Origin of the sequence: Myroides phaeus (assembly GCF_900099675.1) — a bacterium.
In the GTDB taxonomy this organism is placed as follows: domain Bacteria; phylum Bacteroidota; class Bacteroidia; order Flavobacteriales; family Flavobacteriaceae; genus Flavobacterium; species Flavobacterium phaeum.
Map to the genome: position 1 here is coordinate 18,246 of NZ_FNDQ01000007.1, position 12,747 is coordinate 30,992.

General features: G+C 34.6%; 11 protein-coding genes. 2 read left to right on the forward strand and 9 right to left on the reverse strand.

Annotation, left to right across the window (positions count from 1 at the left end; all coding sequences use genetic code 11):
* Positions 1 to 122 precede the first annotated feature (122 nt).
* Complete coding sequence (locus BLT46_RS04975) at positions 123 to 2,543, reverse strand: alpha/beta hydrolase family protein (RefSeq protein ID WP_090407147.1); 2,421 nt, start codon at positions 2,541 to 2,543, stop codon at positions 123 to 125.
* Between the two features lie 144 nt (positions 2,544 to 2,687).
* Between BLT46_RS04975 and BLT46_RS04980 the strand changes: the two genes are divergently transcribed.
* Positions 2,688 to 3,695, forward strand: a complete 1,008-nt coding sequence (locus BLT46_RS04980; protein WP_090407150.1) for a 3-oxoacyl-ACP synthase III family protein — start codon at positions 2,688 to 2,690, stop codon at positions 3,693 to 3,695.
* A 37-nt stretch (positions 3,696 to 3,732) separates the two neighbouring features.
* A complete protein-coding gene (locus BLT46_RS04985) occupies positions 3,733 to 4,410 on the forward strand; it encodes a sterol desaturase family protein (protein WP_090407152.1) in 678 nt (225 codons plus the stop codon).
* A 42-nt stretch (positions 4,411 to 4,452) separates the two neighbouring features.
* Here the strand turns inward: BLT46_RS04985 and BLT46_RS04990 are convergent, their stop codons facing one another.
* The 8 genes from BLT46_RS04990 to BLT46_RS05025 form a co-directional block, all read right to left on the reverse strand.
* Positions 4,453 to 5,475: an endonuclease I family protein gene (locus BLT46_RS04990; RefSeq protein WP_090407155.1), complete on the reverse strand. Its 1,023-nt coding sequence runs from the start codon at positions 5,473 to 5,475 to the stop codon at positions 4,453 to 4,455.
* Between the two features lie 129 nt (positions 5,476 to 5,604).
* The gene (locus BLT46_RS04995; protein ID WP_090407158.1) at positions 5,605 to 6,582 is read right to left on the reverse strand and encodes an endonuclease I family protein; all 978 of its coding nucleotides are present in this window, start codon (positions 6,580 to 6,582) and stop codon (positions 5,605 to 5,607) included.
* Positions 6,583 to 6,691: 109 nt separating this feature from the next.
* Positions 6,692 to 7,738 carry an endonuclease I family protein gene (locus BLT46_RS05000; RefSeq protein WP_090407161.1) on the reverse strand — a complete coding sequence of 349 codons (1,047 nt, stop codon included), beginning with the start codon at positions 7,736 to 7,738 and terminating at the stop codon, positions 6,692 to 6,694.
* A gap of 152 nt (positions 7,739 to 7,890) precedes the next feature.
* A complete protein-coding gene (locus BLT46_RS05005) occupies positions 7,891 to 8,847 on the reverse strand; it encodes an endonuclease I family protein (protein ID WP_090407163.1) in 957 nt (318 codons plus the stop codon).
* Positions 8,848 to 8,955: 108 nt separating this feature from the next.
* Positions 8,956 to 10,539: an endonuclease I family protein gene (locus BLT46_RS13235; protein WP_245722946.1), complete on the reverse strand. Its 1,584-nt coding sequence runs from the start codon at positions 10,537 to 10,539 to the stop codon at positions 8,956 to 8,958.
* Positions 10,540 to 10,588: 49 nt separating this feature from the next.
* The gene (locus tag BLT46_RS05015; protein ID WP_090407166.1) at positions 10,589 to 11,806 is read right to left on the reverse strand and encodes an RsmB/NOP family class I SAM-dependent RNA methyltransferase; all 1,218 of its coding nucleotides are present in this window, start codon (positions 11,804 to 11,806) and stop codon (positions 10,589 to 10,591) included.
* Positions 11,807 to 11,884: 78 nt separating this feature from the next.
* The gene (locus BLT46_RS05020) at positions 11,885 to 12,316 is read right to left on the reverse strand and encodes a hypothetical protein (RefSeq protein WP_090407361.1); all 432 of its coding nucleotides are present in this window, start codon (positions 12,314 to 12,316) and stop codon (positions 11,885 to 11,887) included.
* A 4-nt stretch (positions 12,317 to 12,320) separates the two neighbouring features.
* Positions 12,321 to 12,725 carry a hypothetical protein gene (locus BLT46_RS05025; RefSeq protein WP_090407169.1) on the reverse strand — a complete coding sequence of 135 codons (405 nt, stop codon included), beginning with the start codon at positions 12,723 to 12,725 and terminating at the stop codon, positions 12,321 to 12,323.
* Positions 12,726 to 12,747: the final 22 nt, after the last annotated feature.

The following is a 12,747-nucleotide window of genomic DNA, read 5'->3' on the forward strand; positions in this document are numbered from 1 at the left end:
TGCGTGATAGGTTATGCGTGATGTGTGATAATTTTATAAGAGACGAAAGATAAATAGAACATAATATAATATTGTACGAAATAAAAAAGGCGCTAACTTCATAGGTTAGCGCCTTTTGTCTATTATTTTTTATTCTTTAAATGTTTTTCTAAGAACTGATCTTGTTCCCAAAGTAAGTGAAGAATATTTTCTTTTGCTACATAACTGTGGCTTTCTTTCGGTAAGATAACCATTCTAACAGGAGCACCTAAACCTTTTAAAGCTTGGAAGTAACGCTCTGTTTGTAACGTAAACGTTCCAGGGTTGTTATCTGCTTCACCGTGAACTAACAACATCGGTGTTTTCATTTTTTCAGCATTCATAAACGGAGACATTGTGTTGTATACTTCTGGTACTTCCCAATAGTTTCTCTGTTCTGTTTGGAAACCAAAAGGAGTCAATGTTCTGTTGTAAGCTCCACTACGTGCAATACCTACCGCAAATAAATCTGAATATGTCAATAAGTTTGCTGTCATAAACGCTCCGTATGAGTGTCCACCTACACCAACTCTTTTTCTATCGATAAATCCTAATTTGTCTACTGCGTCAATAGCTGCTTTACCGTTTGCAACTAATTGTTGTACATAAGTATCATTCGGTTCTTCAGTTCCTTCTCCTACAATTGGGAAAGAAGCATCGTCTAATACAGCATATCCTTTAGATACCCAGTAAACAAAAGAACCATAGTATGGGAATGTAAATTCATTCGGGTTGTTTGTAACCTGTCCAGCACTGTTTTTATCTTTAAACTCTCTTGGATAAGCCCAGATTAATAAAGGTAATTTCTCAGCTTTTTTCTTTCTGTCATATCCTTTAGGTAAGTATAAAGTACCTGAAAGTTCTAATCCATCCTCACGCTTGTAAGTGATTACTTCTTTATAAACACCATTTAAACTCTCAAATGGGTTTTTAAAATGTGTAATTGCTTTTAAGTCGTTTTTCTTTTTAATATTTCTGAAGTAATAGTTAGGGTATTCAGTTGGCGACTGAATAGACACTAATACAAGTCCTTTTTTAATATCTTCAATCGATTGGATAGATTCTTTTTTATCTGTGTAATTCGATTGATATAATCTTTTTTTGTTTTTCGTTTTGATGTCAAACTCATCAATGAATGGGAATTGTCCTTTAGAAGTATATCCATCACCGATTAAGTACATTTTGTTGTCGTTAATCGCTAAAACATATCTTCCATATTCATTGCGTTTTAATTCAAAGTTTCCTGGATCACTATAAGCATCTTGAGAGTTTCTATCTTCAATTTTAACTGGGTTCTCATTGCTTGTAGATGGATTAATCATAAAAGTACGCACATTTCTTGTGTCATACCATTGGTCAGATACAAGTGCGATATCGTCATTCCCCCAAGTAATTCCTCCATAGCGTTGCGTTAGCTTAACTATAGAAGTTGGAGCATTGTTAAATGGTGCTTCCCAGTTAAAAACTTCATCTCTATATGCTACTTCATTAGCTGGATCTCCTCCATCTAAAGCTTCTACAAAGTATAAAGTAGCTGGTTTGTCAGCTCTCCATCCCATATTTCTTTTCCCTTCGCGAACTGCCATAAATCCTTTTGGCATCACTTCGTTTAACGGAATATCGTTTACCTCTTTTACTTCTTTTCCTTCTTTAGTGTAAACTACAGATTTCATTGGGAAACGGTTTAAAGCTACTAAGTAAGAAAACGGTTTTTGTAATGTTGTAAGCATTAAATACTCTCCATCTGGTGAAAAAGAAGTACCTACATATAAATCACCTTTTTTGAAAAGCGTTTTGTTTCCGTTTAAGTCAATTTTATACAATTCAGAAGTAACTAAAGTTTCAAAGTTAGTTTCGTCTGCTTTGTTTTTCAATAAGTCTTGATATGTTCTATTTTGAGAAACAACTCCTTCACTCACAGAAACAATTGGTCCTGTTGGAATGTTCTTAGATGTATCAATTAAGTTTGGTCTATTAGCAGGAATTTGATTAATTAAGATGCTTTGTCCATCTCTAAACCAGGTAATAGGGTTACCAATATTTGCGTTTAAGTTCGCTTCAGTTAACTTTGTAGCTTGAGCAGATTTTACATCAAGTACCCAAAGTTCTACTCCATTTTCAATAGTATTTGTAAAAGCAAGTTTAGACTGATCTGGAGACCAAGTAATATTTGTAATACGTGGATTAGCCGGTAGTCCTTTTACTTGAACTTCTTGTGTGTCCTTAACTTTTCTAACTTTTAAGTTAGTGATATAAGTAACCGTACTTGAAATATTCGTGTTTACGTCAATTCGCAAACCAGCTAATCTCATTTCGTTTACGTTTAAATCCATTAATGTTTTATATGTACTTCTGTAAGTAAGTAACATATAATCAAGTTTGCTGTCCATTGAAATAGACGGAGCTCTTTCGAAGTCAGCAAGTTCTAAGATTTCTTGAGATGGTTTCTGGAACGTAATGTTTTCTTGTGCGTACATAGATGTAATCAAAAAAAGAGACAATAATGTTGTTTTGATGATTTTCATAAAGGTTAGTTTTTCGTTATGTGGGCTAATATACTTGAAAATACCGAGTGTTCAAGAAGTTATCTGTGCTTTTTGTGCCAAAAATGATATTACTATTTACTTAATAGTGTATTTTTGCACCACGTGAAACAAGAATTTAATAATATGTTTAAATCAAAAATAAGTGGGTTAGGGTATTACGTTCCTGAGAATGTGGTAACAAATGACGACCTATCAAAAGTGATGGATACGAATCACGAATGGATTGTTGAAAGAACAGGTATTCATGAAAGAAGACATAAGAAGTTAGAAGAAGACACTACTTCAGGAATGGGAGTGAAGGCCGCTCGTATTGCGATGGAAAGAGCAGGGGTAGAGGCAAAAGATATTGACTTTGTAGTATTTGCTACGTTAAGTCCTGATTACTACTTCCCAGGTCCTGGTGTTTTATTACAAAGAGAATTAGGGTTAAATACAGTAGCTGCATTAGATATTAGAGCACAGTGTTCTGGTTTTATCTACGCTTTGTCTATTGCAGATCAATACATTAAAACAGGTATGTATAAGAATGTTTTAGTTGTAGGGTCTGAGGTACATTCTGCTGGATTAGATATGACTACAAGAGGACGTGGTGTATCTGTTATTTTTGGAGATGGAGCAGGAGCGGCAGTATTGACACGATCTGAAAATGAGAATCAAGGTATTTTATCTACTCATATTCACTCACAAGGAGAGCACGCTGAAGAATTAGCGTTAATCGCTCCAGGAATGGGAGGTAGATGGGTAACGGATATTTTAGAGGACAACAATCCAGATGATATTAGTTACACACCTTATATGAACGGACAGTTTGTATTTAAAAATGCAGTAGTTCGCTTTAGTGAGGTTATTAATGAAGGATTAGAAGCAAACAACTTGGGAGTAGAAGATATTGATATGTTAATTCCACACCAAGCTAATTTGCGTATTTCACAATATATCCAACACAAATTTGGATTACCAGACGATAAAGTGTTTAACAACATTCAGAAATACGGTAATACAACAGCTGCATCAATTCCTATTGCCTTAACAGAAGCGTGGGAAGCAGGGAAAATTAAAGAAGGAGATTTAGTAGTTTTAGCAGCTTTCGGAAGTGGATTTACTTGGGGAAGTGTTATGTTAAGATGGTGAAAATTAATATATTAGCTTTAATGTAAAGTTAATATATATGAAATTTGATAAGATTCATAACAAAGGTCAAGCGCAACTTTTCAAGAATCCTTATTTAGAAATGTTGACTAAGGGACATCCTGCTATTATATGGGGGATGTATATTCCTATATTATCTTACATTGTTTATGTAGGATATAAAGACTATTCATTAAGTGTTCAAAGTATCATTCTTCTCTTTTTGGGAGGTATGTTATTTTGGACATTTTTTGAATATATAGCTCACAGATATATTTTTCACTGGATAAGTGATAAACCCAATATTCAGCGGTTTGCTTATGTGATGCATGGTAATCATCATCATTATCCGAGAGATAGACAGCGACTGTTTATGCCTCCCGTACCCAGTATTATTTTGGCGTCAGTGTTGTTTATCCTATTTTATGTTTTATTAGGACAATATACTTTTGGCTTTTATCCCGGATTTATAATCGGTTATTTGCTGTATGCTTCTATGCATTATGCTATTCACGCTTTTGCACCTCCATTTAAGTTTATGAAACCCTTATGGCGCAATCATCATTTGCATCATTATAAAGATGAGGCAATGGGCTTTGGTGTAAGTAATACGTTTTGGGATAGAGTGTTTGGAACTATGTTCGACTTAGCAAAAGAGAAAGAAGATAAGGAGAAGGTAAAGGAGCTGATGTTTGAGAAAAAGAAGAGTAAGATGTAAATAAAAAAAGGTGATCTATTGTTTTAGATCACCTTTTTTGTGTTATTTCTGGTCAGGTTTTACTTCTGTCCAAATATTTTTAGCGTTGAATTTTTTATCATTATGAGTCCCCCAAATTAAGTTTGCTAAATGTGGGTTGTCAATAAATGGGTTTCTATTTCCTTGTGAATAATAGTTGCTTGGATCACCGTGATACTCATTTCTTCTTCTTTCAATCTCAGATACAGGGTCTTCTGCATTCCATTTCATAAAAATACTGATCATTCCATCTCTTTCACCAGTTTGAGGGTTGATTATAGTATTTCCTACACCAATTCGATTAGGTATACATTGCTCTCCATAGCGAACATACATATACATCATCATACGTGCTACATCACCTTTCCATTCTTCTCCTGGGAACCATCCATTTGCAACAGGACCTGAATTACCACTTCCTTCAGCAAATTTTTTATTAGAACGTATGTAATTCCATTCTCCATTGATAGGTCTAAGGTTGTGAGCATCATGTCCTGCTATTTCTTGTATATTTTGAGGTATATGGTATTTGTTATTAATAGCAATTAGCACAGGCATAGCACGAGATTTTGCAAATACGTGCTCTCTTTCCCATTTTTTATGTCTTTCATATTCATTTGTGTACCTTTCTTTTTTAGGAAAAGATCTAAGTTTAGTGATATCTCCTTTATCTTGTCCTTCAGGCCAACCATAAATTAATAATACATTATCTGAGTTTTCAGGATCTTCATCAGTAATTACACTTGAATCCCATATTCCAGGCGTGTAAGAAAGAGGATTATGTGTTCTCTCTACAAGCTCGTGTAGATCCTTTTTTAGATCTTTCCCTCTTTTTCTAAAATCAATATCTTTATAGTACGCTTGTTGGTCTTGATCAACTGGAATATAGTTAAATCCTTTATTATTTTCAGGAGCAGGTCCTGGTACAGTAGGCTTAGACGGGTTGTCAATAATTGGTTTGTCGATAGGAGAACTATCGTCAGAAGAACTACAGCTTGCTGTTAGTGCAAGAAATGCAGCAAAAATGATAAGACTATATTTTTTCATATAGGATTATATAACTTGTATGGTGTTAATAAATAATTTCGTCTTGTAAAGATAGGGCAACTATTTCAAATACAAATAGCATTTGACACAATCAGTTGCTATTTGTATTTGAAATAAATGGCAGTTAGTTTATTGCCATTTGTTTTCTGCTTGTGGTCCTCCCCAAATAGCAGTTGCCAAATAAGGATTATCTATAAACGGATTCCTATTTCCTTGTGCGTGTCGCTTAGTTGAGTTACCGTGGTATTCATTTCTCTTTCTTTCAATATCAGACACGGGATCTTCTGCATTCCACTGTAAGAATAGCTTTAGCATTTTTTCATTTCCACCTTGCGTATTGTTTTCAAAAGCACCCGTACCCACTAAGTTAGGAGCACATTGTTTGCCGTATCTAACATACATATACATCACCATACGCGCTACATCACCTTTCCACTCATCACCAGGATACCAAGCTGGTTCACGTCCAACAGTTACCACACCTGCATTTCCACTACCTTGCGTAAAACGCTTATTTCCGCGTTCTTCATTCCACTCCCCATTAATAGCTCTAAGGTTATGAGCATCCACACCCGCAATTAGTCCTTCTGGCGTAAAAGCATAATCATCTTCTCTTGTTACTAATTTAGGTTTGGCTAACGATTTAGCAAAGATGTGTTCTCTTTCCCATTTCTTATCTCGATCAGCATTTACATTTCTGTTGTTCTGATCATATTTGCTCATAGAAGGGCGGTGCTTAGGAAGTTTAGCATCAGTTGCAGGCCAACTATACATTAGTATTAAGTTGTTTTTATTAGCCGGATCAGCATCAGTTACTTTACACGCTTCCCAAATATCCGGAGTATATTGCAACTGCTTATGTGTTTTTACTAATAAATCGTGTAAGTCATTTTTTAAGCTTTCTCCTGTTTTAGTCAAGTCGATATTACTGTAATATTCCTTTTCATATTTATCTGCAATAACAAGATTAGCCTTGTGGTTTGTGTCCACAATCGGATTAAAACCTTGGTTTGCTTCTATGATAGGAGTAGGGGCTTCTGCATTCTTTTTACAACTTGTAAATGCTACAAAAAAGGTAGCAATAGCTACAAACGTATATTTATTCATTCTATGGGATGTGATTATTATTTTAAGAAGTGTAAAGATACAAATTACTCCAAACAAGAAGAGCATCTGAAGTAATCAGATGCTCTTTAGTATTATGGATTGGAAAAGATTATTTCCATTTATTAACTCCTGGATATTCTTTCATACCCCAAATGCGGTTAGCCAACTCAGGGTTGTCAATAAATGGGTTTCTATTCCCTTGCGCTCCTGGATTTGATTTATTACCGTGGTATGTATTTCTTTTTTGTTCAAAAGGAGATACAGGATCTTCTGCATTCCATTTTAAGAACAAGTCAATCATCTCATCAGATAAGATACCTGTTTTATCATTTAAAGGCATTCCAACTTTAGTTGCTTTTGTATAGCCACCACCGTTTTCATTTTCATATCTGATATGCATATACATCATCATACGCGCTACATCACCTTTCCATTCATCACCAGGGTACCAGTATTCTTTTCCAATAGTATGTGAATTACCTTTTCCATCAACAAATTTTCTGTTTCCTCTTGAGCTATTACGAGATCTATTGATAGGTCTTAGGTTATGGGCATCGTGTCCTGCAATTGCTTCGATATTAGTTGGAGGAATTGGAGAACGTCCGTTAGCTTCTAATGCTAGTTGTTTTTTTGAATTATCAACTGCTAATGATTGAGCAAATACGTGTTCTCTTTCCCATAATTGAGTTACAGGTTTTGAAGAATTACCATTGTTTTTATCAATCTTAGGTACAGAACGTTTCTCGTGTATTTGTTTGGCATCTTTATCTGCCCATCCGTAAATCTGAAGTACGTTGTCAGGATTATCTGGATCTTCATCTGTAATCTCTGATGCGTCCCATATACCTGGGGTATAAGAAAGAGAGTTGTGGGTATTAGTAACTAACTTAGCTAATTGTTTTTTTAACGCCATTCCTTCTTGCGTAAAGTCCATTCCTTTATAATAGTCTTTATATTCAGCAGGAATAAGGTAATCACCCATATTTGGTGTAACAGGTACTTCTGGTTCCTCAGGCTTACCCGGTTCACCTGGTTCATTAGGATTAGTTGGTTTTTCAACCGGAGTTAAATCTGGTTCTGTTACAATTGGATCTTTCGTACAACTGAAAGTAATTAATGAAAGTCCAAGTAAAAAGAGTAATGATCTTTTCTTCATATTAGAGTGATTTAATGTTTATGTGATTTATTAAAGTGTGTTTGTGTGAATGTTTGATTTGTGTCAATTTCCGCTAAGGTACAGCTTAAATTAAGATAAAAAAAAGAGCTACTTTATGAAGTAGCTCTTTGTGTATAAAAAAGTAATTTTATTTATTTCCAACGGTTTTCAGCTTCCGGACCTCCCCAAATTTGAGTAGCTAAGTACGGATTGTCAATAAATGGGTTTCTATTCCCTTGTCCAGCCGGATTATTAGCATTACCAAGATATTCGTTTCTTGTTTTTTCTCTTTCAGAAACAGGCACTTCAGCATTCCATTTCAAGAATAGGTCAATCATACCATCTGGAGTACTGGTTGTAGAACCCACTCCAATTTTAGAAGGTAAACATTGCTCTCCATAACGAACATACATATACATCATCATACGCGCTACATCACCTTTCCATTCATCGCCAGGATACCATCCACCAGTAACAGGACCTGAATAACCATTACCTGGTGCAAATTTTAGATTATCCCTTTTTCCATTCCAATTTGTATCTGCAGGTCTAATGTTATGTGCATCAGTTCCAGGACCAGGAGGATTGGTGTTAAAACCACCTGCATCTTGTGTATAAACGTGTTCTCTATTCCAAGTGTCATTACTGCTTCCACCTGATGCTTGTTTGCTTATAGCTCTTGTATAAGCTTGCATTTCGGCAGAGCTTCCTTTTTCCTTATGACCATAAACTAAATATACTTCAGTAGGGTTTCCTGTTGTAACAGGAACGTAATCTGCAGCCTTAACAGCATCCCATACTTGTTTATATGTTATTTTTTTAGTGTGTGTTTTTGTAATCTTATCAGTTAAGTCAGCTTTAAGAGCAGTTCCTTTTTTTGTAAAGTCCACACCTGCGTAGTAAGCCTTTTGTGCTTCAGGTATATTTGAAAAATCACCTGGCTTCACAGGATCAGTTGTTCCCGGATCAGTTGGATCAGTAGTAGGTGGAGTAGGTTTAGACGGTTTTTCAACCGGTGTTAAATCAGGCTCCGTTATAATTGGGTCTTTGGTACAAGCATTTAATGCCAGTAAGGAAACCCCTAATAAGAGGAATAATTTATTTTTCATATAATTTTATTTTATAATATTGACTATTAATTACATAGTATTAAAGTTACGACAAAAAAAACTACTCCAAAGTAGAGTAGTTTTAAATTATATGAAAATTTATGTTATCTATTTCCAAAGGTTTTTAGCTTCCGGACCTCCCCAAATTTGAGTAGCTAAGTACGGATTGTCAATAAATGGGTTTCTATTCCCTTGCGCATACTGGTTAGCAGTATTTGCGTGGTATTTATTTCTGTTTCTTTCAATTTCTGATACTGGATCAGCTGCATTCCATTCTAATAAGATAGCAACCATATTATTATCCTCTTTAGTAGTAGAACCAACGGCAACTCCTGTAGGTAAACATCTGTTGTTGTATCTAACATACATATACATCATCATACGTGCTACATCACCTCTCCATTCATCACCAGGATACCATCCACCAGATACAGGACCAGAAAATCCTGAACCTTTTGCAAATTTCAAGTTTCCTCTTGTTGAGTTCCAATTAACATCAGCAGGACGTAAGTGGTGTCCATCAGCACCTGGACCAGATTCACCTAAATTAGGCGTACCTAACGATTTAGCATACGTATGCTCTCTATTCCATTGTCCTTGACCACCTCCATTAGATTGCTTACCTCTTGTGTAAGCTTTTGAACCCGTAGTAGTCCCTTTATGTCCATACAATAAATACACTTCATTTCCAGCAGGTGTCAAATCAGTTGCTTTAGAAGCTTCCCAAATGTCACCATAAGACAATGTTTTAGTATGTGTACTACTCACAAGCTTAGCTAACTCTTCTTTTAGCGCTATTCCTGTTTTCTTGAAATCAACTCCCTTATAGTAATTAGCCTGATCACTTGGAATATTAAATTCACCTGGTTTATTTGGTGTAGTAGGTTGTTCTGGCTCTGTAGGTTCAGTTGGCGTTGTCGGTTGGTTATTGTCAAAAACAATACTATCAATCAATAAATTGTAGTTTCCGTTTTTACCAACTTTAAAAGCAAACACAGATCCTTTACCACTTTTGTTGTAATCAACACCAGTTAAATCTAAAGTAACTTTAATCCAATTTGTAGCATTAATATTAACCCCTACATAGTTGTTAGCAAATGCTGTATTACTATCATTCATTGTGATAGCAGTTTTCTTTAAAACGATATCCTTAGATAAAATAATATCTGTTTTACTATTAATCTCTGCATCCGTTCTTAAATTGAAAACATTATAAGAACCATCCGCTTTATACACATTAAAAGAAAGCGATTGATTAGCTGTTCCTTTAAGGAAGAAAGTGATTGTTTTAGCATTTGCGTTTACAGTCTGGTTTTCAGTTGTAAATACATAATCATTTTTAGTAGTAGCTCCTTTAATGCTTAAAGCATTCTTACCATCTTTGCCTTGCCCCGCAGCTAAAGTTGCATAAGGTTGAAGTTTGAATGTATTAAGCGAATTTTTAAAGCTTTCAAAATTGTTGAAATCAGCTACCGTATTTGGTTTGTTGGTATCAACACCTGCATCCCCACTTGGTTTTGAAGGATCTGTTGGTTTACCACCATTATCTCCTGGTTTATTTTCACCTGGATTTGTTGGTTTAGGTTTTTCTACTTTCGTATTAGTAGGCTCTGTAATAATAGGATCTTTTGTACATCCTAAAACAGATAGCATAAAACCTGCAATTAAAACAAGTAATGTGTTTTTTTTCATTAGGTAAGTGTAGTGTATTATGTTTTGTAAGTATTTCTATGAAAAAAAATTACTTGTTTTTTCTTTCCAATAAAGCCATATAGAATCCGTCAAATCCAGACTCGTGCGACAATACTTTTCTATCTTCAATGAAAGTAAAGTCTTGACCAGCTTCACTGTTTAAGAATTTCTCAATTTGCTTTTCGTTTTCAGAAGGCAAGATTGAACAAGTAGCGTAAACCATTTTACCACCTGGTTTTAATATCTTAGAGTAGTCCTGTAATACTTGTTGTTGAACAGCTTTAATTTCTTCAACAAATTCAGGTCTTAATTTCCATTTGCTATCAGGGTTTCTCTTTAAAACACCTAAACCACTACAAGGAGCATCAATTAAAACACGGTCTGCTTTTTCGTGTAATTTTTTAATTGTTTTTGTTCCCTCAATGATGCGGTATTCAATGTTGAATGCCCCATTACGTTTAGCACGTAATTTCAATTGTTTTTGTTTGCTTTCGTAGATATCCATAGCAATAATCTGCCCTTTGTTTTCCATTAAAGCAGCAATGTGCAATGTTTTACCACCAGCACCAGCACAAGTATCAACAACTCTCATACCTGGTTTCACGTCAAGTAAACGCGCCACAAGTTGAGAAGAAGCATCTTGTACTTCAAACAATCCTTCTTTAAAAGCGTCTGTCATAAAAACATTAGCTCTTTCTTTTAAAACTAAAGCATCAGGATATTCCTCAGGCATAATAGTTTCAATATCTAAGTCAAACAAGATTGCGTGTAACTTCTCACGTGTCGTTTTTAACGTATTCACACGTAAAATAACGCTTGCTTGTTGGTTTTGAGCAGCGATTTCTTTCTCCCAAACTTCTTTTCCAAGTTCTTGTAATCCAAGTTCGTCAATCCAATCAGGAATAGACTCTTTGAATTTTCTTATTTTAGTAAGCTCATCAAATCTACCTTTGATTCTACGAACAGGAGTGTTTTCAAAATATTTCCAATCAGGAAGTGTATAACCTCTTAAAACAGCCCATACTGCAAAAATACGCCAAGCGTCATCTCTGGTATAAGGTTCTTTTACTTCTGCAATTTCAGCATATAATCTTTTCCATCTCGTGATTTCATAAATAGTTTCAGCAACGAATTTACGATCCGCGCTTCCCCAACGTTTGTCCTTTTTTAAGGCTCTCGCCACCATTTTATCGGCATACTCTCCGTCGTTGAAAATTGCTAAAATAGAGTCGATTACTGTAAATACAAGGTTTCTGTGTAGTCTCATTAATATAATATAATAAAATAGCCTACAAATATACGTCTTTGTAGGCTATATGTTTAACTATAGAATGTTATTTTATCTTTATTTCTTCTCTTTGTATTTTTTTAAGAGCTTTTTGTTAAAATCATCTTCTGCTTTCTTTAAAATCAAGATTTTTTTATCTCCAATGATCTTTTTAGCATCATCGATAAACTTTTTACGAGTAGAGAAATACGAGTTTTCAAACTCTACTAATTCTTTTAAGCGCTTAGAAGCATCGCTTTCACTGATTTGATTTAGGTCTTCAATACTACTTCCTTTGATGTATTTTACAATTTCATTATGTCTTAATTCACCCATCTTTTTGTCGTAAGCAGTATAAACAGGCCAAAACTTCTCAGCTTCTTTATCACTTAGATTTAACTGTGTTGTAAGGTGTGCTATTTTTAGCGATCTAATTTGTTCGTGTTTATCTTGTGCAAATGAAGAATGACAAACGAAAAGGATAAGTAGAAAAGGAATTATTTTTTTCATATTATTATTCATTTAAGTAATACTCAATGTCAATATGTGATAAAACATAATGGTCAATTTGAGTTTGGTTAATGTTTATTGAGTTTTCAATTTCTTGAATATCGTCTTCATCTAAAGCATTGATGATATCATTAGAAAGAGAATATGATTGGTTATATTCTAAGTAATTTTCTAAAGATTCTTTTTCAATCTTAGTAGATTTTTCAAATTTAAAAGTTAATGTCAAAGCAAGCAATGCCACTACGGATGCAGCAGCTACCCATATAAATCTATTGCGTTTTAGAGGAATTACTTTTGACTCTTTAGGTGCATTTTCCAACTGATCAAAAACACGTTGTTCTAAATTCTTAAAGTAGTCCTCTGGCACTTTAAAAACCTTTTTAGCATCTGTATTTTGTAACTGTTTCATATTACTCCTTTTTCTTTAGACG

Coding starts and splice junctions, on each gene's coding strand:
- BLT46_RS05025 (WP_090407169.1), bottom strand. CDS start 12,725: ATGAAACAGTTACAAAATACAGATGCTAAAAAGGTTTTTAAAGTGCCA.
- BLT46_RS04995 (WP_090407158.1), bottom strand. CDS start 6,582: ATGAATAAATATACGTTTGTAGCTATTGCTACCTTTTTTGTAGCATTT.
- BLT46_RS05000 (WP_090407161.1), bottom strand. CDS start 7,738: ATGAAGAAAAGATCATTACTCTTTTTACTTGGACTTTCATTAATTACT.
- BLT46_RS04975 (WP_090407147.1), bottom strand. CDS start 2,543: ATGAAAATCATCAAAACAACATTATTGTCTCTTTTTTTGATTACATCT.
- BLT46_RS04985 (WP_090407152.1), top strand. CDS start 3,733: ATGAAATTTGATAAGATTCATAACAAAGGTCAAGCGCAACTTTTCAAG.
- BLT46_RS05005 (WP_090407163.1), bottom strand. CDS start 8,847: ATGAAAAATAAATTATTCCTCTTATTAGGGGTTTCCTTACTGGCATTA.
- BLT46_RS13235 (WP_245722946.1), bottom strand. CDS start 10,539: ATGAAAAAAAACACATTACTTGTTTTAATTGCAGGTTTTATGCTATCT.
- BLT46_RS05020 (WP_090407361.1), bottom strand. CDS start 12,316: ATGAAAAAAATAATTCCTTTTCTACTTATCCTTTTCGTTTGTCATTCT.
- BLT46_RS05015 (WP_090407166.1), bottom strand. CDS start 11,806: ATGAGACTACACAGAAACCTTGTATTTACAGTAATCGACTCTATTTTA.
- BLT46_RS04990 (WP_090407155.1), bottom strand. CDS start 5,475: ATGAAAAAATATAGTCTTATCATTTTTGCTGCATTTCTTGCACTAACA.
- BLT46_RS04980 (WP_090407150.1), top strand. CDS start 2,688: ATGTTTAAATCAAAAATAAGTGGGTTAGGGTATTACGTTCCTGAGAAT.